We start from the raw sequence: 25,169 nt of genomic DNA, 5'->3' as shown, positions 1-25,169 counted from the left end.
ACGACGGCGCCCCGGCGCCGGAGCGCATTCGTCCCGAGACGCCGCAGTCGGCTCCCCGCCACCCCTCGCTAAGCTGAACGCCATGTCCACACCCCCCGCCGAGCCCACCGCCGAGCTGCCTGCGTCCGTCGACGAGGTGTACAGCTTCCTGGGGCCGTCGGGCACGTTCACGGAGGCCGCGCTGGCGCAGGTGCCGGAGGCGCGGGGCAAGCGGTGGCGGGCCGTCAACAACGTGGGGGAGGCGCTCGCCGACGTGGTCGCGGGGCGCAGCGTCGCCGCGATGATCGCGATCGAGAACTCGATCGAGGGCGGGGTCTCGGTCGCGCAGGACGCGCTCGCGACCATCCCGGGCCTCCGCATCGTCGGCGAGTATCTGGTGTCGGTGAACTTCGTGCTCGTGGCCCGGCCGGGGACGGCGCTCGCCGACGTGAAGACGGTGAACGCCCATCCCGTCGCCTACGCGCAGTGCCACCAGTGGCTGGATGAGCACCTGCCGGAGCACGGTCACCTTCCGGCGTCGAGCAACGTCGCCGCAGCGCGGTCGCTGTTCGAGGGCAGCACGGCGGATGCGGCGGTCGCTCCTCCCGGAATCGTCGACCACCTCGACGTGGGGGTGCTCGCCGAGAACATCGGCGACAACCCGAACGCCGTCACGCGGTTCGTGCTCGTCAGCACCGCCCGCACGGTGCCCCCGGCGACCGGCGCAGACAAGACCAGCCTCATCGCCGAGCTGCCGGACGACCGGCCGGGGTCGCTGCTCGACCTGCTGGAGCAGTTCTCCACGCGGGGCATCAATCTGAGCCTCATCGAGTCGCGCCCCATCGGCGACGCCCTCGGCCGCTACCGGTTCGTGATGGACGCGGACGGGCACATCCACGACGAGCGCGTGGCGGACGCCCTGCTCGGCCTGCGCCGGTTCAGCCCCTCCGTCATGTTCCTCGGCTCGTACCCGCGCGCCGACCGGGTGCCGGTGGACTTCGATCAGCGCTACCGTGACGAGGTCTTCACCGAGGCACGGGAGTGGCTGGCGTCGCTCACAGAGGGGCCGGACGGGGACACCCCGCGGGGGTAGGCTGCGCAGCAGGAGGATGCCGACGATGATCGCGGACGACGAGCACGACACCGCCCGCTCCGGCGGGTTCGACCCTCGCTACGACCCGGCCTTCCAGCGCGGATACCGGCCGCAGCCGGGGGAGCGCCCGCGCACCACGGTGCGCTCGGCATCGGGCACAGCGGCGAGCGGCCGGGTCGCGAGCGGTGCCCGGACGGCGTCCCCCACCTCCTCCGCCCGCGACGTCTCGCCGTTGGACGACATCGCCGCTGCCGGGACGGCGGACACCTCGTGGGAGCAGTCGGCCGAACCGGTGACCGGTCCGGCCGTCGCGCCGTATGCGGCCGCTCCGGCCGTGCCCGCGCCGAGCCCCCTCGCGAGCGTCGAGCTGTCGCCGCGACGCAACCCGTACATGCTCGCGCTGTGGATCGTCGGCGCCGCCCTCGTGGTGCTCGGGGTCGTCGTCTACGCGGTCGCGGCCAACACCTCGTACACCAACAACTACAGCGGCACCGGCTCCGACGTGGCCACCCAGGTCTTCATCCAGATCGGCTGGGTGCTCGCCGGCCCGATGATCACCATCGGCTTCGCGACCCTCGTCGCGCTGCTCTTCCTCACGGCGCTGACCGGCCGCCGCCGCAGTTCGGACGTGCCACCCACCGACCCCGATGGCGAAACGGGCCTCTAGCCGACGGCCCCGGGCCTCCGGTTCGCCAGCCAGTAATTCCGGAGTTCTCTCCCGACCCGGCACGAAACCCCGGAACAACGGCGAAGTGCCCGGCGTGGCGACGGCGAACTCCGGAGTTACGGTGCCGGCACCCGCACGCGCAGGCCGCCCTCGTCCACCGCTAGGTCGAGCGCGACGATGTCGCCGAAGGCGTCCCCGTCCAGCTCGAACGGCTCGGGCTGCTCGACCCGCAGCCGCACGTCCGCGCCGCGCAGATAGCTCAGCCGGGTGCGCACTGCGCGATCGGTGAAGCGGATGATCCGCCGGCCGAGGGCGCTCCTGCGGAGAATGCGGTTCTCCCACGTCACCTTGCGCCAGATCGCGAGCCAGCCGAACACCGACGCGGGCTGCAGGATGGCGACGTCGAGCAGTCCGTCGTCGACCGACCCGTCCGGGATCAGCTCCATGTTGCCCGGAAGGGTGCCGCAGTTCGCGATCAGGATGGTGCTGACGTGCGCCGTGCGCTCCTGTCCGGCGTCGAGGCGGTACCGGATGCGCACCTTGCGCGCCTTCGGCAGGGCGCGGAAGCCGGCGTCCACGTAGGCGAGCCAGCCGAAGCGCCGCTTCAGCTCGGGCCGGGCGTTGGCGATCATGGTGGCGTCGATCCCGACCCCGGCCATGACGAGGAAGGCGTGCTCGCTGCGCTCGCCGTCCTCCCGGGTCGCGGTCGCGACGCCCAGGTCGATGGGTCGCGTCTCGCCGCCGAACGCGACCGCGCAGGCCTCCTCGACGTTCGCGTGCGGGACGCCGATGTTGCGTGCGAGGAGGTTGCCCGTACCGGAGGGGAGCAGGCCGAGCGTCGCGTCGCGGTCGCGCAGTGCCTCGGCGACGGCGCGCACCGTGCCGTCGCCCCCGGCTGCGAGCACCAGGGTCGCGCCGCGTTCGAGGGCTTCCAGCGCCTGCGCCCCGCCACCGTCCTCCGGTGTCGTCTCGAGCCAGATCAGCCGGACATCGCCGGCCCGGGCGGCAGCGGATTCGACCGCCGCCCGCACTCGCCGCACGTCGACGCGGACCGGGTTGTAGACGACCGCGACCGTCGTGTCACGTGACGCACCCCGATCATCCACGGGGTTCACGCTACCCGTTCCCTGTGGAGAACCAGGAGACGCGGGTGCACGGTCGATAAGCTGGAGCACGTGATCGATCCAGTCCTGCTCCGCGAGAATCCCGATGTCGTCCGTCGTTCGCAGGAGGCGCGCGGCGATTCCGTCGAGGTCGTCGACGAGGCCCTGCAGGCCGACGTCGAGCGCCGCGCCGCCATCACGGCCTTCGAGGAGCTCCGCGCCGAGCAGAACGCGTTCGGCAAGCAGGTCGCGCAGGCGCCCAAGGAGCAGAAGAAGGAGCTCGTCGCCCAGGCGCAGGAGCTGGCCGGCCGCGTCAAGGAGGCCCAGCGCGCCGCGGGGGAGGCCGAGACGCGCTTCTCCGACGTGCTGCGCCGCATCGGCAACCCGATCGTCGAGGGTGTGCCCGCGGGCGGCGAGGACGACTTCGTGGTGCTCAAGACGGTCGGCGAGATCCCCGCATTCGACTTCGAGGCCCGCGACCACTTGGAGCTCGGCGAGCTGCTCGGCGCGATCGACATGGCGCGCGGCGCGAAGGTCGCCGGCGCGCGGTTCTCGTACCTGCGGGGCATCGGCGCCCGCCTCGAGATCGCCCTGATGAACATGGCGCTCGACAAGGCGGTGGGCAACGGCTTCATCCCGATGATCACCCCGACGCTGGTGAAGCCCGAGATCATGCAGGGCACCGGATTCCTTGGCGCCCATGCCGACGAGGTCTACCACCTGCCCGCCGACGACCTCTACCTCACCGGAACGAGCGAGGTCGCTCTCGCGGGCTATCACGCCGACGAGATCATCGACGTGACGGAGCCGCTGCGCTACGCCGGCTGGTCCACCTGCTACCGGCGCGAGGCGGGTTCGGCGGGCAAGGACACCCGTGGCATCATCCGCGTGCACCAGTTCAACAAGCTCGAGATGTTCGTCTACACCCTTCCCGAGAACGCCGAGGCGGAGCACGCGCGACTCCTCGGCTGGCAGGAGGAGATGATGCAGGCGCTCGGGCTCAGCTACCGGGTGATCGACACCGCCGCCGGCGACCTCGGATCGAGCGCGGCGCGCAAGTACGACGTGGAGGCGTGGATCCCGACCCAGGGCCGCTACCGCGAGCTCACCTCGACCTCCAACTGCACGACGTTCCAGGCGCGCCGTCTCGAGGTCCGCCACCGCGGCGAGAACGGCAAGACCGCGCCGGTCGCCACGCTCAACGGAACGCTGGCGACCACCCGCTGGATCGTCGCGATCCTCGAGACGCACCAGCAGGAGGACGGCTCGGTGCGCGTGCCCGAGGCACTGCGCCCGTACCTGGGCGGCCTCGAGGTCCTGGAGCCGATCGCCCGGTGAACGCCTCCGCTCCCGACGACGCCGGCCGCCGTCTGCTCATCGCGCTCGACGTCGACGGCACGCTGATCCATGAGGACGAGACCATCGGCGACGCGGTGCGCGCAGCCGTCACGCGCGTGCGCGAGGCGGGTCACCAGGTGATGCTCGCCACGGGGCGCAGCTGGGAGACCGCGCGGCCCATCCACGAGGCGTTCGGGCTCGACAGCGACTTCGTGGTCTGCGCGAACGGCGCCCTCACCATGCGCCGCGATGACACTGTCGAAGGAGGTTACAGGCGCGAGTTCGTCGAGACCTTCGACCCGACGGAGGTGCTGCGCACCATCCGGCCGCACCTCCCCAGCGGCAGTTTCATGGTCGAGGACCCGATGGGCTACCGCCGCTACACCGAGGGCATGACCGACTGGGAGCTCGTGAACGCCGAGCAGGTGACCTTCGAGGAGCTCTCGGAGCATCCCGCCACCCGCGTGGTCGTCGTCTCGCCGCAGCACGACGAGGACGAGTTCCTCTCCATCGTCGAGCGGATGGGCCTGCACAAGGTGAGCTATGCGATCGGCTGGACCGCGTGGCTCGACATCGCGCCGGACGGCGTCAACAAGGCCACCGCGCTCGATCGTGTGCGAGCGGCGCTCGACATCCCGCACACGGACGTCGTCGCGGTGGGCGACGGTCGCAACGACATCGACATGCTGAGCTGGGCCTCCGCCCAGGGCATCGGCGCGGCGATGGGCCAGGCGCCCGACGAAGTCAAGGCCGTCTCCTCCCGCGTGGTCGGGACGGTCGTCGAAGATGGGCTCGCCGAGCTGCTCGACAGCCTCTGAGCCGCCGCAACCTCTGAGCCGCCGCTTTACGGCGCGGATCAGGACTTTCGCCCCCGTCGTCCAGACCTTTGCCAGGGTGACGTGCGAGTCTGGGAGATGGTGTGCCCGTCGGCGCGCCGTTCGATCGTGAAGGGGAGTGAATGAACGAGGTGCCCACCCGCGCCCAGGCGCGTGCCCAGGAGAAGTCCGCAGGACCATCCGTCGCCCGCCACGGCCGGCTCCAGCAGCACCACCCGCTCCGCACCCTCCTCATGGTCTTCGTCTCGGTGATCGCCGTGCTCGGCGTCTCGACGGCGGGCGTCGCCGCCTACGCCGTCCTCGACGTCACCGGAACGGTGGCCTCCAAGAAGGCCGTCACTCTCGTCGACGCCAAGGGCAAGGCCGTCGTCCCCAAGGTCGGCGCCATGGACGGCGCGTTCAACGTGCTCCTCGCGGGTTCCGACAGCGGCGGCGGCAACGCGGCCTACGGCGAACGCGGTGAGGTCCTCAACGACGTGACGATGGTGCTCCACGTCTCCGCGGACCACAAGAACGCCACGGTCATCAGCTTCCCGCGCGACATGTTCGTCGCCATCCCCTCGTGCCCCGACCCCAATGGCGGCAGCTTCGACGCGATGAGCCGTCAGAAGATCAACAGCTCGCTCTCCTACGGCGGACTCGCCTGCACCGTCCTCACCGTCGAGAAGCTCACCGGCCTCGACATCCCCTACGCCGGCGTCATCGAGTTCGACGGCGTCATCGAGATGTCGAACGCCATCGGGGGCGTGCCCGTCTGTGTCGCCGGCGACATCACCGATCCCTACACCGGACTCGACGTCAAGGCCGGCGACAACACCCTCGAGGGCTCGCAGGCGCTCGCCTTCCTCCGCACCCGTCACGGAGTCGGTGACGGCTCCGACCTCGGCCGCATCAGCAACCAGCAGGTGTTCCTGTCTTCGCTCGTCCGCACGATCAAGAGCGCCGACACCCTGACCAACCCGCTGAAGGTCTACGGCCTCGCGAAGGCCGCGGTCAACAACATCCAGCTCTCCGAGAGCCTCCAGAACGTGACCACCATCGCCTCCATGGCCGTCGCGCTGAAGGACATCGACGTCAGCAAGGTCGTCTTCGTCCAGTACCCGAACCACTACGTCGACGGGGGCGTCGCGCCCACCGTCGACGCCGCGGACACCCTCATGACGGCGCTCAAGAACGATCAGGCCATCAACCTCACCGGCGACACGGGCATCGGCTCGCAGGCGGACCCGAACGCTCCGGCGGACCAGGCTCCGGCGACGCAGGCGCCGGCGGACACGGCGACCCAGCCTCCGGCCGACGGCTCGACCGACGCCTCCGGTGGCAGCGGCGGTTCCGCGGACAGCTCCGTCAGCCTCCCCTCTGACGTGCACGGCCAGACCGCCGCCCAGTACACCTGCTCCAAGCCGTTCCAGGACTGACCCGGCCCGCGCCACGCGCCTCGCGCGGGGCGCCGGGCCGTCGGCGACCGCGGCGTCTCGGGACGTCCGCGCCGCGGCGCCGCACCGCAGTTGTCCCGAAACGCGGCACTCGTGAACGCGAGGGGAGCGTTTGGGTAGACTCAGGCGGGCCGGACAGCGTCCGGCGAGGAGGGCTGTCCGAGCGGCCGATGGAGCCAGTCTTGAAAACTGGTGGGCAGAAATGTCTCGTGGGTTCGAATCCCACGCCCTCCGCCAGAGCCGTCCGGCGAGCGGTACCGACCGCGTGCGGGACCACGTGCCCGCGGTCGCCGTAGAAACATCCATGTGATGGCCGCATTCTGCTATGAATCGCCGGTCGGCAGCGCGGATACGGTGCTGTTGATCATGAACACGCCATCCTCCCGCCTCATCCTCCCCGAAGCCCCCGCCGAGCAGCGCCGCATCCTCGACGACGGGGGTGTGGCGTGCTGGGAGCAGCATGTCGAGATCCTGACGTACGAACCGGGAGAGCCGGATCGGTTCCCGATGTTCTTCGACAGGCGCGTGTACCAGGGCTCGGACGGGCGGGTGTACCCGCTTCCCTTCGTCGACCGGATCTCGCACACCCCCGTCGTGCGGTCCTGGCGGGCGATCCACCTCGAGAACCGGTGGGTGCGGTTGATGCTGCTCCCGGAGATCGGCGGACGCATCCACATCGGCTACGACAAGACGCGGGACTACGACTTCTTCTACCGCAACAACGTCATCAAACCCGCACTCGTCGGGCTGGGCGGCCCGTGGATCTCGGGTGGGGTGGAGTTCAACTGGCCTCAGCACCACCGGCCGGCGACCTACCTGCCCGTCGAGGCGATGATCGAGCGGTCGGATGACGGGAGCGCGACCGTCTGGCACTCCGACATCGACCCCCTGCAGCGCATGCGCGGGACGCACGGCGTCCGCCTCCGGCCGGACGCGTCGACGATCGAGGTGACGGCGCGCCTCTTCAACCGGACGGACGAACCGCAGACCTTCCTCTGGTGGGCGAACGTCGCCGCCGCGGTGCACGAGGACTACCAGTCCTTCTTCCCGACGGATGTGCGCTTCGTCGCGGACCACGCCCGGCGGGCCGTGACGGCGTTCCCCGAAGCGGATCGTCCCTACTACGGCGTCGACTATCCCGCGCTCGCGGCCGAACGGCCGGGCGCCGACCGGATCGACCTCTCCGTCGACATCCCGGTGCCGACCTCCTACATGGTCACCGACACGGAGGACGAGTTCTTCGGCGGGTACGACCACCGCGTGGGAGCAGGCTTCATCCACTGGGCCGACCGGGACATCGCTCCCGGCAAGAAGCAGTGGACGTGGGGCAACGGGCCGATCGGGCACGCCTGGGACCGGCAGCTCACCGACGAGGACGGCCCCTATGTCGAACTCATGGCGGGCGTGTTCACCGACAACCAGCCCGACTTCAGCTATCTCGCGCCCGGTGAGACGCGCGAGTTCAGCCAGTTCTGGTACCCGATCCAGGACATCGGCGTCGCGCACCAGGCGTCCCGGGACTCCGCACTCAGCATCGACGTCGACGCAGGGCTCGCACGGATCGGAGTCGCCGCGTCGCGGCCGCTGAACGCGGAGGTGACCGTCGGGTTCGCGGGAACGACCGTCTCCCGGCAGCGCATCGACATCGAACCGGGGCATCCGGCGCTGCTCGAGGTCGCCGTGACGGCGAACGCCACCCGGGACGACCTCGTCATCGCGGTCACGGAAGGGGACCGGGCCGTCGTCGGCTGGAGCCGGCATGGCGAGGCGGATGCCACGGAACCCTGGCTCGCGACGGCGCCTCCGGAGGCCGCGGCGATCGAGAGCGTCGATGAGCTCCTGCTGACGGCGGAGCACCTGACGCAGTACCGGCACCCGACCCGGGCGGCGGAGCCGTACCTCCTGCGGGCGCTCGAACTGGATCCGCAGGATTCCCGGGTGCACCTCGCCCTCGCAGCGCTGACGTTCGCACGCGCCGAATACGACACGGCCCTCCGCCACGTGGAGGCCGCCTCGGCGCGCATCACCCGCCGCAACCTGAACCCCCGCAGCGGGGAGCTCGCGTATCGGCGCGGCCTGGTCCTCGAACGGCTCGACGACCTCGACGGGGCGGCCCGCGCTTTCGCGAAGGCCGCCTGGGACAGTGCGTACGCGGTCTCCGGCCGCCTCGGACTCGCGCGTGTCCTCCTCCGGAGCGGAGCCACTGCCGACGCCCTGGAGGCGGCACGGGACGCCCACCGCGAGGGGCCGCGGAACACCACCGCCACGGCCTATCAGGTCGTCGCGCTGCGGCGGCTGGGCGCGGTGGAGGCGGCGGACGAGCGGCTCGCCGGCGCCCGAGCCGCCGACCCTCTCGATCCGTTCCTGCTGGCGCTGGCCGGCGAGCTGGACGCCGTCGACCCCCGCACGCACCTTCTGGTCGCCCAGGAGTTCTCCCGGATCGGCGAGTCCTCCGGCGCACTCGAGTGGGCGGAGCGCGCCGCCGCCGCCGGCCCGACGGTGTTCGGCAACGTGGGGCCCCAGGCTCACTACCTGAGCGCCCTGGTCCTCGACCGGGAGGGTCGCGACGAGGAGGCGGCCGCGCGCCGGCGGGCCGCCCGCGAGCAGGATCCGGCTCTCGCCTTCCCGGCGGGTCTGGACGACTTCGACGCGTTGTCGGCAGCGATCGCCGCTGGCGACACCGTCGGCCGGCCCGACCCCGTCGCCCTCGGCCTGCTCGGTAGCTGGCTCCTCGGCGCACGTCGTACCGACGATGCGCGGCAGGTGCTGGAACGCGCGATGGCCGAAGGGTCCATCGACCCGGTGGCCGCGCGCAACACGGCGGTCGCGATCGTCAACACGACCGCAGACCTCGACCGCGCCGACGACTTCCTGCGGAAATCGATCGCCCTCGCCGGTCCGCTCGCGCGTCTCGTGTACGAGCGCGACCAGCTCTCCCGGCTCCGCGGCGTCGATGCCGAGGCGCGGATCGCCGCCATCGAATCGTCCGGGTCGGCTGTCTTCGAGCGCGACGACCTGACGATCTCGTACGTGAATCTGCTGCTCGACGTCGGGCGGACGGGGGAGGCGCAGCGCATCCTCGACGAGCGTCGCTTCCAGCCGTTCGAAGGCGGAGAAGGGCGCGTGATCGCCGCCTACGACCGCGCGACCCTCGCGACGGCGGCGACGCTCCGAGACGTCGACCCGCGCGCGGCGGGGGTACTGCTCGACCGGACCGTTCAGACGCCCGAGAACCTGGGCGAGGGCCGTCACCCCGCCGATCCGATGGCGCAGCTCCTGGTGGCGGCGGGCGATGCGCACTTCGCTGCCGGCGATCCCGACACCGCCCGGGCGCGCTGGGAGCGCGCCCGGACTGCGGGCGGGGCGCTCGCCGTGGCGCCGCGGGCGGCACGCCTCGACGACTACTGGATCGGCGTCGCGCACTGCCGGCTGGGCGAGCCGCAGAAGGCGGAGGCCGTCTGGGCTGCGCTCGACGCCGCGGCCGACGACCGCGCGGTCGCCCCGCTCGCCCCCGACTACTTCGCGACCTCCCTTCCGGAGACCCTGCTGTTCTCCGTCGACGACGTGGTCGGGCGCCGGCGCGAGGTCGACGAGCTCCGCGCGGCGGCGGAGCGCGGACGACAGCTCTCGTCGCGGACCGGGATGAGCGAGCGGATCGGCTGACCCCTCGAGCGGTTCAGCCCTTGTGCTGTTCGCGGTACTGCGACGGGCTCAGTCCGTGCACCTTGCGGAACTGCCGCGAGAAGTAGAGGGGGTCGTGGAACCCGAGCGAGGTCGCGATCGTCGACACCGGGAGCGCGGTGGCGTCCAGGAGGGTGCGGGCGCGCGCCATCCTGAGCCCCGTGTGGTACGCGAGCACGCCCCCGCCCGTGGCCGAGCGGAACAGTGCGCTCAAGTGCGAGGCCGAGATCCCGAGCATCGCGGCGAGGTCCGGCACCTTGATCGCACCGTCGAGCCGTTCCTGGATGTACGTCATGGCGCGCTCGAGCGGATCGCCTCGTTCGGGAAGCGTGCGATCGACCGCGATCTGGGTGAGCAGCTTCCACGCGTTTCCGGCCGCGCCGAGGAGGCGGATGGGGGAGATGTCGCGCTCCATCGCCGTGATGATCTCGTCGATGAGGGCGACGGGCTTCTCGGACTCCTTCAGCGCGATGGTCGGCCGATCGGCCGTCGCCCCGGTCTCCGCCACGAGCTCGGGGACGTCCGTGCCCGCCACGTGACACCACCAGATGGTCCAGGGCGAGCGCTCCGAGGAGGCGTACCGGTGCGGGGTGCCGCCCGGGATGATGACAGCGGTGCCGGCGCCGACACCCGCGCGGGAGGCAGCCGTCTCCACCCAGCCGGAGCCCGCGGTGCAGATCAGGACGATGGTCTCGGGGGTGCCCTCCGGACGCACGCGTTCGTGGTTCCTGGCCTCGGGGAACATCCCCGCGTCCGTCACGAGCAGCCGTCGCGTGACCGGGCGGCCGAGCGCCTCCCGAACCTGGGGCCGCGGGACGACGTGCATGCGCTGGTTGGCGAAACCCTCGATGCGCTTCATCCGGATATGATCGCACGAACCGGCCAGTGCTGTACTCCCGTCGCTGAGTCGAATCGTCCATGTGAACGCTCGAGCGCTGCATGTCGCCACCGCCCCGTGGCGGGTTAGCTTCTATCAGACCCGGCGTGAGCTGGGAAGACCCGATCCAATGCAAAGGAGCATCACATGTCCTGGTCCACAGCCCGGTCGCGATGGGGGCGAGCGCTCGCCGTGGTCGCGGTCGCCGCCGCCGCGGTGCCGTTGGCGGCCTGCTCGTCGAGCACCTCCGGTTCGTCCGACGGACCGGTCACCATCACCTTCCAGTCGTGGGTGCCCAACATCAGCACCGCCGTCGACGCGTTCAACTCCGCCCACAAGGACATCAAGGTCAAGCTGGAGACGATCACCGCCGGCCCCGACGGCGGCTACGCGAAGATGCTGTCGGCCGTGAAGGCGGGCAATCCGGCCGACGTCGCCCAGGTCGGCTACGACGAGCTGGCGACGTTCCGGCTGAACGACGCGCTCGAGGACATCACGCAGTACGTCGGAAGCAGCAAGGACACGTTCACCGAGTGGCAGTGGGACACCGGCGTGTTCGACGGCAAGGTCTACGCCGTGCCCCAGGCGTCCGGTCCGATGGGACAGTTCTACCGCAAGGACCTGTTCGACGCCGCCGGGCTGAAGGCTCCGGCGACCTGGGACGAGTACTACCAGGCCGCGAAGGCCATCCACGCCGCCGACCCGAACCACTACATCGCGGCGTTCGCCTCCAACCAGGCGCCGTGGCTGATCGGCCTCGCGCAGCAGGGCGGAGCCCAGTGGTTCTCGACCTCCGGCGACAGCTGGAAGGTGAACATCGACGACGAGGCGACGCAGAAGGTCGCCGGCTTCTGGCAGAAGCTCATCGACGAGGGGCTGGTCAAGATCGAGCCGGACCTCTCGAACGAGTGGTACGCGGATCTCCAGCAGGGCAACATCTACAGCTGGATGAGCGGCTCGTGGGCCGGCGCGATCATCGAGGGAAACGCTCCCGACACGTCCGGTAAGTGGGCCGTGGCCGAGATGCCGCAGTGGACGGCGGGCGACCACGTCTCCGCCAGCTGGGGCGGCGGATCGGCCAACGCGGTGCTGAAGGGCTCGAAGCATCCCAAGGAGGCGGCCGAGTTCGCGCTCTGGCTGAACAGCGACCCGTCGAGCGTCAGCACGCTCAACAGCATCGGCGCCGGATGGCCCGCGCTCGCGGACAAGTCCGCCGTCGCTTCTCTCCAGGACGACCCGAAGACCTTCGCCTTCTTCGGCGGACAGAACATCTGGGAGACCTTCGCCACCGCGGACAAGGGCGTCGACACCTCGTGGAAGTGGCCGCCGCTGGTCGACACGCTCTACACCAAGCTGACCGACAACATGAAGGCAGCTGTCCAGAACAAGACGCCCATCGCCGATGCGTACGCCCAGACGCAGAAGGACATGGTCGCCGCCATGAAGGACAAGGGGATCTCGGTCTCCCCGTGACCGGGCGAGGGGAGCGGCGGGCCGTCGTCCACCGCTCCCCTCTCGATGGGAAAGTACGCACTATGTCAGTCAGCACGCCCCGCGCGAAGCGCCGCAGCCGGAACACCCCGGTCCTGCTGGTCCTGGTCGGCCCGTTCGTCGCGTTCTTCGTGCTCTTCTTCGTGGCGCCGATCGTCTTCGCGGTGATCCAGAGCATGTTCGTCACGAAGACGAGCGGTCTCGGCTACGGGCCGCCTCAGGAGGTCTTCGTCTTCCTCCAGAACTACGTCCAGGCGCTCTCGACGCCGAGTTTCGTGTCGAGCATCGGCCGCGTACTCCTCTTCGCCGCGATCGAGGTGCCGCTGATGCTCGTGTGCTCGCTCGCGCTCGCGCTCCTGCTGGACTCCGGCCGCGCGCTCTTCCCTCGCGCCTTCCGCGTCTTCTACTTCATGCCCTACGGCGTGCCCGGGGTGATCGCCTCGCTGCTCTGGGGCTTCCTCTACATCCCGGCGACGAGCCCGATCCTCCAGGGCCTCGGGAGCATCGGGATAGAGGTGGCGCCGCTGTCGAGCGGGAACATCCTGTTCGCGATCGCCAACATCGCTCTGTGGAACTTCGCCGGCTACAACATGCTGATCGTGATCGCCTCCCTGCAGTCGGTCTCCGGCGACCTCTACGAGGCGGCCCGCCTCGACGGGGCGGGCGAGTGGGCGATCATCCGGCACATCAAGCTCCCGCTCCTGCGCCCCACCATCATCCTGATCACGGTCTTCACGATCATCGGCACACTCCAGCTGTTCGTCGAACCTCTGGTGCTGAAACCGCTCACGGCGGCCATCAACTCCGACTTCACGCCGAACCTCGCGGCGTACAACCAGTCCTTCTCGCAGGCCAACCCGAACCTCGCCGCAGCGATGGCCGTCATCGTGGCACTCATCGCCTTCGTCTTCTCGTTCGGCTTCCTGCGAGCGGTCAACCGGAAAGGCAACCGCGCATGGTGACCCTCACCGCCCCGAGTCGGCACGAGACCGGGAGAGCGGGCTCGCTCGAACCGCGACGGACGCCGTTCGCCTGGTCGAAGATCCCCGTCACGGCCGTTCTCGTGATCGCGGCGATCTACTTCCTGATCCCTGTCGTCTGGGTCCTGATCTCCTCGACCAAGAGCGGCGGCGACCTGTTCGGGACGCCCGGGCTGTGGTTCTCGTCGCACCCGCAGCTGCTCGAGAACATCCAGCGGCTGTTCACCCAGGACGCGGGCTCGTACGGCATCTGGCTGCTCAACAGCATCCTGTATGCGGGGGTCGGCGCCTTCGTCGCGATGGTCATGTCGGCGGGTGCGGGGTACGCCATCGCGAAATACAGCTTCCGTGGCAAGGAGTTCCTGTTCGCCCTCGTTCTCGGCGGCGTGCTCGTGCCGGCGACGGTCATCGCGCTGCCGCTGTACTTCCTCCTCAACTCGGTGGGCTTGACCGGGACCTACTGGAGCGTGCTGCTGCCCGGCATGGTGAGCCCGTTCGGCGTGTATCTGGCGCGCATCTACGCCACCGCGTCCGTACCGGATGAGATCATCGAGGCCGCCCGGTTGGACGGGGCCGGAGATCTGCGCATCTTCGCGACCATCGCGACCAGGATGATGGGGCCGGCGCTCGTCACGATCTTCCTGTTCCAGTTCGTCGGCATCTGGAACAACTACCTCCTGCCTCTGGTGATGCTGAGCGACACGAACACCTTCCCGGTCACTCTCGGGCTCACGCTGTGGAATTCGCAGACGCAGCGGGATCCCGCCTTCTACCAGCTCGTGGTCACCGGATCGGCGTTCTCCGCGGTGATCCTGGTCGCGGTCATGGTCTCCCTGCAGCGGTTCTGGCGGGCCGGTCTCACGGCGGGCGCGACGAAAGGATGACGACGATGGGGAAGCTCCCCGCCCACCTGCCCGCCCGGCTCGCGATCACGCTCTGGGACTTCTCCTGGTACACCAGGGCCGGCAGCGGCGAACCCTATGCCGATCTCGACACCGCCTTCGCGGAGGCGGTCGAACGCGGCTACAACGCGGTCCGGATCTGTGCGGCGCCCCTCTACCTGTTCGGGCCGGCCGATCTTCCCGCAGACCTCGGCATCTCCGGTCTCGGCGCGACGCCCGCCGGGGGGATCTATGGCGAGGGGACCCGCTGGTACGACGTGCCGGGCGGGTACGCCGTCCCGCTGCTGGATCGACTGGTCGAGCTGTTCGAGGCGGCGGCGAGGCACGGCTGCGTGGTCATCCTCTCGACCTGGGAGTACCAGCAGTCGCCGTCATTCGCCGCGACGGACGCGTGGTGGCGGGCGATCGACGCGATCCCGGTCCAGCGCAGGCTGGACGCGCTCGCGCGCGCGTCCGCCGCGCTGGTGCGATTCCTCGAGGAACGCGGCCACGGTGAGCGCATCGCTTTCGTCGAGCTCCACAACGAAGTCGACTTCTCGCGCGTCCCGGCGGACAGTGCGGCGATCGACGACGCCATCGCCGTCTTCCGGACCGCGGCCCCCGGCCACCTGGTGACGGTCAGCTACGGCATGCCCCCGCACCTGGACATGGCGGCCGTGCCGGAGAGCCTGCAGGTGGGACAGTTCCATGTCTACGCGTACGGTGTGCTCGACGCTCTCCAGCGCGAGATCGACCTCCGGGAGACCGGCTCGGAAGGATTCCCCAACCCCGCCCTGCGGCGGCTCCTCCGCGCGGATGCTCCGCGGTGGGAGGACTACGGCCGGCCGGAGGCGTGGCGGCTGGAGGCCACGGTGATCACCGACCAGATGCTCTACGGCTACGACAACATCGACGCCACCCGATGGGATCTCTGGCTCTACGACAACTACGGCGCGCACCGCGAGGAGATGCGACGCGAGATCCGGTCCCGCGTCACCGCCGTCGCGGCGTGGTGCCGTCGGCGCGACGTCCCGCTCGTCATCGGGGAAGGCTGGGTCGGCTACACCCCGCTCCGAGCCGGATTCGAGGAGGGCCCCGTCGGCAAGGATCTCGCCGAAGTCGGACTCCGCGCCGCTGTGGAGGCCGGCGCATGGGGCGCGGTGCTCTGCTCCAACGCGGCTCCGCACCACCCGTTCTGGGCGGACGTCGAGTGGCAGCGGCAGGCGAACCGGGAGCTGAGGGGCTGAGAGAGCCCGCCGTGGTCGGGCGGCGCGGGCGTGTCGATCGCGCTCGCCCGAAGCGTGAGGGCGCGGCCCGAGCGGGGTCCGGATGTGAGAGGCTTTCGGCGTGAAGCGGGCGACGATCTACGACGTGGCGAAGGCGGCAGGCGTCTCGCACCAGACGGTCACGCGCTATCTCAACGGATTCGAGGGGATCCGGCCGGCCACGCGCGAACGGGTGCGGAAGGCATTGGCCGAGCTGGACTACCGGCCCAACAGTGCCGCCCGGTTCCTCCGTTCCCAGCAGACGAACCGGATCGGCCTCCTCGCGCACCGGATGGATCTGTCCGGGCCCGGACGCCTCATCGCCGGCGCGACGTCGGCGGCCCGCGAGCGCGGCTATGTGCTCGACATCGCCTCGATGGACGGCGGGGACGCGGCCTCGGTCGACGAGGCGCTCGATCTCGTGCTCGAGCATCAGATCGCCGGCGTGTTCGGCACCGCTCAGACGCACGTGGTGCGGGAGGCCATCGAGGCCCGGGCCCTGAGCGTCCCCATCGCGCTGGATGGGCAGGAGTCGGGACCGGGCAGCGTGAACGTCGGCCTTCCCGGCCATCTCGCCGCCGCGCATCTCGCCGAGCTCGGGCACCGGCGGGTCGGGTTCCTGTCCGGGCCGGCGGTGTGGATCGCGAGTGCCGCGCGCCGTGACGGATTCCTGGCGGAGGCGGCGGCCGCCGGTCTCGATGTCCGGTGGATGGGCGAGGGGGATTGGTCGGCCGAGTCCGGCTGGGCCGCTGCGCAGGAGTGCCCGGTCGGTGAACAGGGGATCACCGCGATCGCCGTCTCGAACGACAGCATGGCGGTGGGGCTCATCGCGGGCCTCCATGAGCGGGGCATCGATGTGCCGGGCGACGTGAGCGTGGTCGGGATGGACGACTCCCCGGAGTCCCGGTTCCTCGTGCCCGCTCTGACGACGGTGCGCCTCGACTTCGAGGGCGAAGGCGCGCACCGCATGGCCCGTCTCATCGCGCGCATCGAGGATCGGACCGGCTCCGACGTGCCGGAGTATGACGCTCCTCGCCTGATCGTCCGGCAGTCCACGCGCGCCATCGCCGACTGAGATCCCCCGCGCGGCGTCGCTCACGCCAGCGATGTCTTGCGCGCGAGCCTGGTGCCAGGTACTCTCATCCACAGCCCAATGTTGTCGACAACATGTTGTCGACAACATCCGCAACGACGCAGGACTCGAGCGAAGGTCGACGATGACGCAGAACCCCACATTCCCCGGAGTGCTCTTCGGGGCCGCCTACTACGCCGAGTACCAGCAGCCGGGCAGCCTCGAGCGCGATCTCGACCTGATGGTCGATGCCGGCTTCACGGTGATCCGCGTCGGCGAGTCGGTCTGGTCGACGTGGGAGCCCCGCAACGGCGAGTTCGACCTCGACTGGCTGCAGCCGGTGCTCGACGGTGCGCACGCGCGCGGGATCGCGGTCGTCCTCGGCACGCCGACCTACGCCATCCCGCCGTGGCTGCAGACGCTGCACCCCGAGATCGCCGCGATCAACGCGGACGGGCGCACCATCGGCTGGGGCGCGCGGCAGGAGATGGACCAGTCGCAGCCGGTGTACCGCTGGTACGCCGAGCGGATCGTCCGCGCGGTCGTGCAGCGCTACGCCGACCACCCGGCCGTGATCGGCTATCAGGTCGACAACGAACCGGGCAACAACCTCCCGCACAACCGCACGACCTTCGCGGCGTTCGTCGAGTGGCTCCGGGCCCGCTACGGAACCGTCGAGCGGCTCAACGAGGAGTGGGGTCTGGTCTACTGGTCCCACCGCATCGCCGAATGGTCGGAGCTCTGGACACCCGAAGGCAATCTGATGCCGCAGTACCAGGTGGAGTGGCGGCGGTTCCAGGGCGAGCAGGCCACCGAGCTGATCCGCTGGCAGGCCGAGATCGTGCGCGAGTACGCCCGCGACGACCAGTTCGTCACGACCTGCATCTCCTACTCACGCCCCCAGATCTCCGACGATCAGCTCGTCGAATCGCTTGACATCACCGCGGGCAACCCCTACTACCTGATGCAGGACGGGCTCTCCGCCGACGTCGACCTTCCACGGCAGGCGGAGTGGTGGCACACCGGGCCGTGGGCGCTGTACCAGTGGGGCGACCGCGCATTCTCCTCCGCGCAGGAGCGATTCCTCGTCACCGAGACGAACGCGCAGTCGATCGGCGGACCGTGGCAGAACCAGCCTCCGTTCCCGGGCCAGATCAAGCAGGCGGCACTCGCCCTCGTCGCCCGCGGCGCCCGGATGGTGGAGTACTGGCACTGGCACACCCTCCACTTCGGCGTCGAGACCTACTGGGGCGGGGTGCTGCCGCACAGCCAGCGACCCGGCCGCATCTACCGCGAGGTCGCCGAGCTCGGCTCGACTCTGGGCGCACTGGGACCTGCACTCGACGACTACCGTCCCGACGCCGATGTGCTGATGCTCTACTCGACCGACACCAAGTGGTCGTGGGAGTTCTACCCGCCACTCGCGAACGCCGACGGCACGCCCGACACCAACAGCTATCTGCGGATCGTCGACGCGTTCTACCGCGGGCTGAACGAGGCCGGCGCACAGGTGCGCGTGCAGCACACCCGTCAGTTCCTGGCAGAGGATCCGGCGACGCTCGCACAGCGGTTCCCCGTGCTCGTCGCCGCGGCGGAGTACGTCACGCCCGACGCGACACTCGACGCCCTGCGTGCCTACGCCGAAGCGGGCGGGCACCTGGTTCTGGGCATCCGCACGGGCTATGGGGACGATCTGGCACGGGCGCGGCGCGGCGTCGCTCCGGAGCGCCTGGCCGAGGCGGCGGGCGTCTGGTACGACGAATACTCCAATCTGGCGTCTCCTCTCGCCGTGGAGGGGACGATCCCGCTCGAAGCCGGTGCCGCCGGCACGGCCTGGACCGACATCCTGCAGCTCGACGGAGCGGAGCCGATCGTGACCTACCGGGACAACGAGCTGGGCGCCCGGGTGGCGGTCAGCACCGCCGCCGCCGGAGCCGGCCGTATCACCTACGTCGCGACGGTCCCCAACCGCGAGCTCTCCCGCTCCCTCTCCCGCTGGCTCGTCCCGCGCACCACGGCGAACGACTGGAAGGCGTCCCTCCCCGTCACCGTCGCCAGCGGCCGGAGCGCCGACCGACGGGTCGTGTTCGCACACAACTGGTCCGCGGCTTCGCACGAGATCGTCCCCCCGCGCGACGCGCTCGTGATCGAGACCGGCGAGCGCCTCGCCGCCGGCACCCCCTATCTCCTCGCGCCACGATCCGTCGTGGTCTTCGAGGTCAGCGGCTCCGACGCGTGAGCCACCACCGAGAGAAAGAACACTGATGAGAATCGCAAGACGCACAGCACTCGCGCTGGGCTCGATCGCAGTGATCAGCGCCATCGCACTCACCGGGTGCAGCTCCTCCTCCTCGACGGAGTCGTCGCAGGAGAAGGTCAGCCAGTCCGAGATCGACAAGGCCCTCGACACCCCGACCACCATCACCATGTGGTCGTGGCTGCCCAACCTGCAGGACGAGATCGACCTCTTCGAGAAGAAGTACCCGAAGATCACCGTCAAGCTCGTCAACACCACGGGCGGAACGCAGCAGTACCCGAAGCTGCGCAGCGCACTGAAGGCCGGCAAGGGGGCGCCGGACGTCGCCCAGATCGAGTACCAGTACATCTCCTCCTTCCGGCAGACGAAGTCCCTGGCGGACCTCACCCCCTACGGCGGCAAGGATCTGCAGAAGCAGTTCGTGCCCTGGGTCTGGAAGCAGGTCGACGACGGGCAGGGCGTCTGGGCGGTGCCGCAGGACTCCGGCCCGCTCGGCAACCTCTACCGGGACGACATCTACCGCGCCGCCGGTGTGACGGAGTCGCCGAAGACCTGGGCCGAGTTCGCCGACGCCGCCGCCAAGATCAAGTCGGCGACCGGCTCCTACATCGCCGATCTGCCGGGCAACGACCCCGGCCAGATGGTCGGCCTGTTCTGGCAGGCGGGCGCCAAGCCGTTCGGCTACGACGGCAAGAAGACGGTCAGCATCGACATCGACAGCGCTCAGACACAGAAGGTCGTGTCGTTCTGGCAGGACCTCGTGCAGAAGGACCTCGTCGCGACCGACCCCGACTTCGCCGACAACTGGTACCAGGGACTCGCCCAGGGCAAGTACGCCTCGTGGCAGACCGCAGCCTGGGGGCCGGTGTTCCTGCAGGGGACGGCCAAGGACACCTCCGGCAAATGGCGCGCGGCGGACATCCCGCAGTGGTCGGCCGGCGAGAACGTCTCGGGCAACTGGGGCGGCTCCACCAGCGCGGTGCTCGCCACCTCCACCAAGAAGATCGCCGCCTACGAGCTGGCCAAGTTCATCAACACCGACCAGGAGTCGACGCTGATGTTCGCCAACAAGCAGTTCCTGTTCCCGGTGACGACCTCGACGCTCGCCTCGTCGGACTTCGTCGACACGAAGTCGGACTTCTACGGCGGTCAGCAGGTCAACAAGCTCTTCGCCGGCGTCTCCGACACCGTCGCGACCGACTTCGAATGGCTGCCGTTCATGGACTACGTGTACTCCAGTTACACGAGCACCGTGGGCGACGCGATCACCAACCACGGTGACATGGTGTCCGCGCTCAAGAAGTGGGACGACGATGTGACCGCCTACGCGAAGCAGCAGGGCTTCACCGTCAAGTGAACTCGAGCCGGGGGCCGGCCGCGCGGCCGGCCCCCGGCGGAATACGGAGAACCACCATGAGTGTCGCCCTCAACCGACCCAGACGCCCCGAGGCGGAGGCCCGCCGGCGAGATCCTCGCGCGCTGACGCGCTCGCAGACCGTCGCCGCGTGGACGCTGACCACGCCCTTCCTCCTCATCTTCGCAGCGATGTTCATCGTTCCCCTGCTGTACTCGCTCTACGAGAGCAGCTTCCAGTCGTCCCTGGTCGACGGGCAGTCCTTCGCGGGGCTGGCGAACTATGGTCGCGTCTTCACCGACCCGAGCTTCTGGGCCGGGCTGGGGCGCGTCGCCCTCTTCCTCGTGATCCAGGTGCCGATCATGCTCGGTCTCGCGCTGGCCTTCGCGCTCGCCCTCGACAGCGGCCGCCTGCGCGGCTCGAAGTTCGCCCGGCTCGCGATCTTCGTGCCGTACGCGGTGCCCGGAGTCGTCGCCACTCTCATGTGGGGGTACCTGTACGGGCCGGACTTCGGGTTGATCACTCAGATCGCCAAGGCGCTGCTGCTCCCGCCGCCGAACCTCCTGTCGTCCACGAACATCCTCGGCGCCACGATGAACATCGTCTGCTGGGAGTTCATCGGCTACAACATGATCGTCATGTACGCCGCGCTCCGGTCGGTGCCGACCGAGCTGTACGACGCGGCGGAGGTCGACGGCGCCAGCCAGTGGCGCATCGCATGGAGCATCAAGATCCCCGCGATCCGCAACGCGATCCTCCTGACGGTCATCTTCTCGATCATCGGGTCCTTCCAGCTCTTCAACGAGCCGAACCTCCTCTACAGCATCGCCCCGAACTCCATCGGGACGGACTTCACCCCCAACCTGTACGCGTACAACGTGGCGTTCAAGAACCAGGACGTCAACTACGCAGCAGCCATCGCCTTCGTGCTCGGTCTCATCGTCATGGTCGTGTCGTATGTGGTCCAGCTCGTCGCCAACCGCAAGGAGAAGCTGTCATGAGCGCGACGACTGAACGGGTCGCCCCGGCGTCGGGCCGCCGCTCCCACCGCCCGATCGTCGCGGCGTCGGCGCGCAGGCGGCGCGTCGTCGAGCGCGACAAGCGGCGCAGCACCGTCCTCACGGTCATCGTGTGGGTATCGCTCGCCTACTTCCTGATCCCGCTCGTCTGGCTCTTCATCGCGTCGACGAAGTCGAACAGCGATCTGTTCTCGACGTTCGGCCTCGCCTTCGGGAGCAGCTTCGATCTCTTCTCGAACATCGGGCAGGTGTTCACACAGCAGGGCGGGGCGTTCTCGCAGTGGTTGATCAACACGGTGCTGTACTCGGTGGGGTCCGCGGTGGGTGCTGCGGCGCTCGCGACCGCGTGCGGCTATGCCCTCGCAAAGTACCGCTTCCGCGGCGCCACGGCCGTCTTCAGCGTGATCCTCGGCGCCGTGATGGTGCCGTTGACCGCCTTGGCGATCCCCACCTTCCTGCTCTTCAGCGCGTGGAACCTGACGGACACGCCCTGGGCGATCGTGCTGCCCTCGCTCGTCAGCCCGTTCGGCGTCTACCTGATGCGCGTCTACGCGGCGGATGCCGTCGACGACAGCCTGCTGGAGGCCGCGCGCATCGACGGTGCCGGGGAGTTCCGCATCTTCTTCTCGATCGCGTCCCGCCTCCTCGCGCCGGGCATCGTCACGGTTCTGCTCTTCACCCTCGTCTCGACGTGGAACAACTACTTCCTGCCGCTGATCATGCTGAACAGCCCCGAGCTCTTCCCCGTCACGGTGGGCCTCGCCTCCTGGCAGGCGTCGGCCACTGCGGGCGGCGGAGGTCAGGTGCTGTTCACGACGGTGATCACCGGCTCGCTCCTGTCGATCACCCCGCTGATCGTCGCGTTCCTCTTCTTGCAGCGGTTCTGGCAGACCGGCCTGAGCTCGGGGAGCGTCAAAGGCTGAGTCCGGCGTCGACGGTGCCGCGACGTGGTCGCCCGCGCGTACTCTGACCGCCGTGCAGACATTCCTCCCGTACCCGTCCTTCGCCGACAGCGTCCGCCTCCTGGACCGCGCCAGGATGGGGAAGCAGCGCGTGGAGGCGCTGCAGGTGCTGCGGGCGATCACCGTGCCCGGGTACGGATGGCGCAACCATCCGGTGGCGACGATGTGGCGCGGGTACCTGCCCGCGTTGACGAAGTACGCGCTGGAGTCGGCAGACGCGTGGATCGAGCAGGGTCACGCGGACACCGTGCGGCCGCAGGTGCTCGCGTTCGCGCCGGAGGTCGCGGAGCTCCCGCAGGATGCCCTCGAGCTGCCGCCGTGGATCGGCGACGACGCGTTCCACCGCAGCCATCGGTCGAACCTGGTGCGGAAGGATCCGGAGTTCTACCGGCCGCTGTTCCCGGACGTGCCGGATGACCTGCCGTACCTGTGGCCCGGTGCGACACGAGAGGCGGACGGCTCGCCGCTGTGACAGCGGGGTCGCGAATCGCCGCTCTGAGGCGCTCGAAGCGGCGTTTCGCGACCCCTGTGTCGGCCAGGGCCGGGTCGGCCCTACGCGTCCTTCCGCAGCTGCAGCAGCAGCTCCGGGCCGCGCGCGTCCAGCACGCGTCCGCCGACGCGCGCGCCGACGGTGAGCAGCACGCCGCCCAGTGCGACGCCGACGACGAGGCCGGCCCAGGCCCACAGCGCATCGCGAGTGATGACGGCGACGATCAGCAGGGCGATCTCCGGCAGGCAGAGCACCGCGAGCACGCCCCAGGACGCGAAGGTGGGACCCATGAGGGCGAAGCCGGCGCCGGGCCGAGACTTGAACGGGTTGTCGCCCGGGTTGGGGACCGGGAACACCAGGCGAGCCGACGTCACCGAGCAGATGCCGACTCCGGTCAGGAGGATGCCGAGCGAGAGGCCGAGCAGGGCCGGGGCGATCGCCAGCTCGCCCTCCGCGGCGGCCGTGCCGATCGTGACGATCGCGACCGCAGGGACGCCGAAGGCGAGCATCGCCCCGGCCCGTCCCCAGCGGTCGGCGCGCCCCGGCACCGCCTTGGAGAGGTGCAGGGCGAAGGCGGTGGAGTCGTACGACACGTCCGCGAGCATCCCCACGCCGAGCGCGAAGGCGATGATCGGGCCGGACGCGATCAGGAAGCTGTTCGAGTGGTTGAGGCTGGCGTAGAACCACATCAACGCCGGGATCAGCGGGATCACGATCAGCTGGCGCAGATAGCGCGGATCCCGGAACCAGTAGGTCAGGCATCGTGCCGCGATCGCGCCGGCGGGTGTCGCGGGCAGGATGCCGAACAGGCCCGGCTTGCCCGGCGCGCGAACCCGGGAGGAGGCGCGGGTCGGGGTCACCAGCGAGCGGCCGAGACCCCAGCGCCAGACCAGCCAGAGCACGGCGAACGTCGCGAGCGCGATCAGGAGGCGCGCGAGCGCACCGAGCGCGTCGCCCGCTGCGAGCGCGCCCGGCACGGCCCACACGGCGCCGAGCGGCGACCACGACAGGCCGTCCGCGACGGCGGGCAGCGCATCCGCCGACGATCGAAGCCCGCGTGTCACGCCGATGATGATCGGTCCGGCCAGGATGAGCGGGATGAGCACGAGCAGGCCGCTCGCCTCGCGGAAGCGGCGCCCGGAGGCGAGACCGCTGGCGACGGAGGTCGTCGCTCGGGAGACGACGATGCAGGTGGCGGCCCCGAGCACGCCGGTCACGAAGGCGGCGAGCGCGATGCCCGGCGCGCGCCACCAGGGGAGCGCCGTGCCGAGGGCGGCGAGAGTCGTCGCCGCACCGGCGACGCCCACGGCGCCGCTCAGCAGCATCCCGATCATCATCGTCCGCAACGGGATGGGGTAGACCGCGAGGCGCGCCGGGTCGAGCGTCTGCTCGACCCCCGACATGAGCAGCGGGAGGACGGCCCAGCCGAGCACGGCGGCCGAGCCGGCGAGCACGAGAGCGGTGGTCGCGACCTCCCGCGGCGCGAAGGAGAGCCCGATGAGGGCGCCGAGCACCACCACGAGCGCGAAGACGCCGTAGACGGCGCCGAGGATGACGGCGACGAGCTGCCCGGTGCTGCGGCGGAAGGAGTTCCTCAGATAGAGGAGGCGGAGCCTTACGAGTGCTGCAACCACTCCGGCCCCTCCCCGACGCGGCGGCCGCCGACCAGCTCGACGAAACGGTCCTCGAGCGTCGAGCCCGCGCGGACCTCCTCCACCGTCCCGGCGGCGACGACGCGCCCGGCGGTGATGACGGCGACGTGGTCGCACATCCGCTCGACCAGATCCATCACGTGCGACGACACGATCACCGTGCCGCCCCCGCGCACGTACCCGCCGAGGATGTCGCGGATGTTCGCGGCCGACACCGGGTCGACCGATTCGAACGGCTCGTCGAGCACGAGCACTTTCGGCGCGTGCACCATCGCGGCGGCGAGCGCGATCTTCTTGGTCATGCCGGCCGAGTAGTCCACGACCAGGGTGCCGCCCGCGGACTCCAGGTCGAGCAGGCGGAGCAGGTCGGCCGTGCGCTGGGCGGCCGTAGGGCGGTCCATCCCGCCGAGCAGCCCGGCGTACTCGACGAGCTGCTCGCCGGTCAGTCGGTCGAAGAGTCGCACGCCGTCCGAGAGCACGCCGACGAGCGCCTTCGCGGCGAGCGGGTCGGCCCACATGTCGACGCCGTGGATGAGCACCTGGCCGGCGTCGGGGCGCAGCAGGCCGGTCGCCATGCTGAGCGTGGTGGTCTTGCCCGCGCCGTTCGGGCCGACCAGGCCGTAGAAGCTGCCGGTGGGCACGTCGAGGTCGATGCCGTCGACGGCGACTTTCTGGCCGAAGTGCTTGCGCAGCCCGCGCAGCGACATCGCGATTCCGTTGTCCTCGGGCACGAACC

20 protein-coding genes and 1 tRNA gene are annotated in these 25,169 nt (G+C 70.0%); 17 read left to right on the top strand and 4 right to left on the bottom strand.

Going from position 1 to position 25,169, the window contains the following annotated elements; translation table 11 throughout:
- The first annotated feature begins 82 nt into the window (after positions 1 to 82).
- Together pheA and LLS1_RS15000 are read left to right on the top strand one after the other, a co-directional pair.
- Positions 83 to 1,072, top strand: a complete 990-nt coding sequence (pheA, locus tag LLS1_RS15005; protein ID WP_226656747.1) for a prephenate dehydratase — start codon at positions 83 to 85, stop codon at positions 1,070 to 1,072.
- A 25-nt stretch (positions 1,073 to 1,097) separates the two neighbouring features.
- On the top strand, positions 1,098 to 1,739 hold the full coding sequence (locus LLS1_RS15000) for a hypothetical protein (RefSeq protein WP_226656745.1): 642 nt from the start codon (positions 1,098 to 1,100) through the stop codon (positions 1,737 to 1,739).
- A gap of 116 nt (positions 1,740 to 1,855) precedes the next feature.
- On the opposite strand, the gene LLS1_RS14995 is transcribed toward LLS1_RS15000, so the two are convergent.
- On the bottom strand, positions 1,856 to 2,845 hold the full coding sequence (locus LLS1_RS14995) for a diacylglycerol kinase family protein (protein ID WP_226656743.1): 990 nt from the start codon (positions 2,843 to 2,845) through the stop codon (positions 1,856 to 1,858).
- 69 nt (positions 2,846 to 2,914) lie between these two features.
- Between LLS1_RS14995 and serS the strand changes: the two genes are divergently transcribed.
- From serS to LLS1_RS14970, 5 genes are all read left to right on the top strand, one after another.
- Complete coding sequence (gene serS / locus LLS1_RS14990; protein WP_226656741.1) at positions 2,915 to 4,180, top strand: serine--tRNA ligase; 1,266 nt, start codon at positions 2,915 to 2,917, stop codon at positions 4,178 to 4,180.
- The gene (locus LLS1_RS14985) at positions 4,177 to 4,998 is read left to right on the top strand and encodes an HAD family hydrolase (RefSeq protein ID WP_226656739.1); all 822 of its coding nucleotides are present in this window, start codon (positions 4,177 to 4,179) and stop codon (positions 4,996 to 4,998) included. The genes serS and LLS1_RS14985 overlap by 4 nt, the downstream gene beginning before the upstream one ends.
- 140 nt (positions 4,999 to 5,138) lie before the next feature.
- Positions 5,139 to 6,434, top strand: coding sequence for an LCP family protein (locus LLS1_RS14980; RefSeq protein ID WP_223359026.1), 1,296 nt, complete (start codon positions 5,139 to 5,141; stop codon positions 6,432 to 6,434).
- 167 nt (positions 6,435 to 6,601) lie between these two features.
- A tRNA-Ser gene (locus LLS1_RS14975) sits at positions 6,602 to 6,689 on the top strand.
- A gap of 129 nt (positions 6,690 to 6,818) precedes the next feature.
- The gene (locus LLS1_RS14970) at positions 6,819 to 10,115 is read left to right on the top strand and encodes a DUF5107 domain-containing protein (RefSeq protein WP_226656737.1); all 3,297 of its coding nucleotides are present in this window, start codon (positions 6,819 to 6,821) and stop codon (positions 10,113 to 10,115) included.
- A gap of 13 nt (positions 10,116 to 10,128) precedes the next feature.
- On the opposite strand, the gene LLS1_RS14965 is transcribed toward LLS1_RS14970, so the two are convergent.
- Positions 10,129 to 10,992: an AraC family transcriptional regulator gene (locus LLS1_RS14965; protein ID WP_223359028.1), complete on the bottom strand. Its 864-nt coding sequence runs from the start codon at positions 10,990 to 10,992 to the stop codon at positions 10,129 to 10,131.
- 165 nt (positions 10,993 to 11,157) lie between these two features.
- Between LLS1_RS14965 and LLS1_RS14960 the strand changes: the two genes are divergently transcribed.
- The 10 genes from LLS1_RS14960 to LLS1_RS14915 all read left to right on the top strand — a co-directional run bounded on the left by LLS1_RS14960 (position 11,158) and on the right by LLS1_RS14915 (position 22,763).
- A complete protein-coding gene (locus tag LLS1_RS14960; RefSeq protein WP_226656736.1) occupies positions 11,158 to 12,483 on the top strand; it encodes an ABC transporter substrate-binding protein in 1,326 nt (441 codons plus the stop codon).
- 62 nt (positions 12,484 to 12,545) lie between these two features.
- The gene (locus tag LLS1_RS14955) at positions 12,546 to 13,463 is read left to right on the top strand and encodes a carbohydrate ABC transporter permease (protein WP_226656734.1); all 918 of its coding nucleotides are present in this window, start codon (positions 12,546 to 12,548) and stop codon (positions 13,461 to 13,463) included.
- Entirely contained in the window at positions 13,457 to 14,365 is a 909-nt protein-coding gene (locus LLS1_RS14950; RefSeq protein ID WP_226656732.1) for a carbohydrate ABC transporter permease, read from the top strand. The genes LLS1_RS14955 and LLS1_RS14950 overlap by 7 nt, the downstream gene beginning before the upstream one ends.
- Before the next feature lie 5 nt (positions 14,366 to 14,370).
- Positions 14,371 to 15,609 carry a cellulase-like family protein gene (locus LLS1_RS14945; RefSeq protein WP_226656730.1) on the top strand — a complete coding sequence of 413 codons (1,239 nt, stop codon included), beginning with the start codon at positions 14,371 to 14,373 and terminating at the stop codon, positions 15,607 to 15,609.
- A 100-nt stretch (positions 15,610 to 15,709) separates the two neighbouring features.
- A complete protein-coding gene (locus LLS1_RS14940) occupies positions 15,710 to 16,702 on the top strand; it encodes a LacI family DNA-binding transcriptional regulator (RefSeq protein WP_226656729.1) in 993 nt (330 codons plus the stop codon).
- A gap of 142 nt (positions 16,703 to 16,844) precedes the next feature.
- Complete coding sequence (locus LLS1_RS14935) at positions 16,845 to 18,938, top strand: beta-galactosidase (RefSeq protein ID WP_226656727.1); 2,094 nt, start codon at positions 16,845 to 16,847, stop codon at positions 18,936 to 18,938.
- Positions 18,939 to 18,963: 25 nt separating this feature from the next.
- Entirely contained in the window at positions 18,964 to 20,313 is a 1,350-nt protein-coding gene (locus LLS1_RS14930) for an ABC transporter substrate-binding protein (protein ID WP_226656725.1), read from the top strand.
- Positions 20,314 to 20,369: 56 nt separating this feature from the next.
- Positions 20,370 to 21,311, top strand: a complete 942-nt coding sequence (locus LLS1_RS14925) for a carbohydrate ABC transporter permease (RefSeq protein WP_226656724.1) — start codon at positions 20,370 to 20,372, stop codon at positions 21,309 to 21,311.
- Positions 21,308 to 22,252 (top strand): carbohydrate ABC transporter permease, encoded by a 945-nt coding sequence (locus LLS1_RS14920; RefSeq protein WP_226656722.1) that lies wholly within the window; start codon positions 21,308 to 21,310, stop codon positions 22,250 to 22,252. The genes LLS1_RS14925 and LLS1_RS14920 overlap by 4 nt, the downstream gene beginning before the upstream one ends.
- A 52-nt stretch (positions 22,253 to 22,304) precedes the next feature.
- Positions 22,305 to 22,763: an MSMEG_6728 family protein gene (locus LLS1_RS14915; protein WP_226656720.1), complete on the top strand. Its 459-nt coding sequence runs from the start codon at positions 22,305 to 22,307 to the stop codon at positions 22,761 to 22,763.
- 80 nt (positions 22,764 to 22,843) lie between these two features.
- Here the strand turns inward: LLS1_RS14915 and LLS1_RS14910 are convergent, their stop codons facing one another.
- Positions 22,844 to 24,415, bottom strand: coding sequence for a transporter (locus tag LLS1_RS14910; protein WP_226656718.1), 1,572 nt, complete (start codon positions 24,413 to 24,415; stop codon positions 22,844 to 22,846).
- Positions 24,397 to 25,140, bottom strand: a complete 744-nt coding sequence (locus LLS1_RS14905) for an ABC transporter ATP-binding protein (RefSeq protein WP_223360884.1) — start codon at positions 25,138 to 25,140, stop codon at positions 24,397 to 24,399. The genes LLS1_RS14910 and LLS1_RS14905 overlap by 19 nt, the downstream gene beginning before the upstream one ends.
- Positions 25,141 to 25,169 lie beyond the last annotated feature (29 nt).

The organism is Leifsonia sp. LS1 (assembly GCF_020521355.1).
GTDB lineage: Bacteria > Actinomycetota > Actinomycetes > Actinomycetales > Microbacteriaceae > Leifsonia.
The sequence above is the reverse complement of the archived record's forward strand: the minus strand, read 5'-3'. Positions and strand labels throughout refer to the sequence as shown.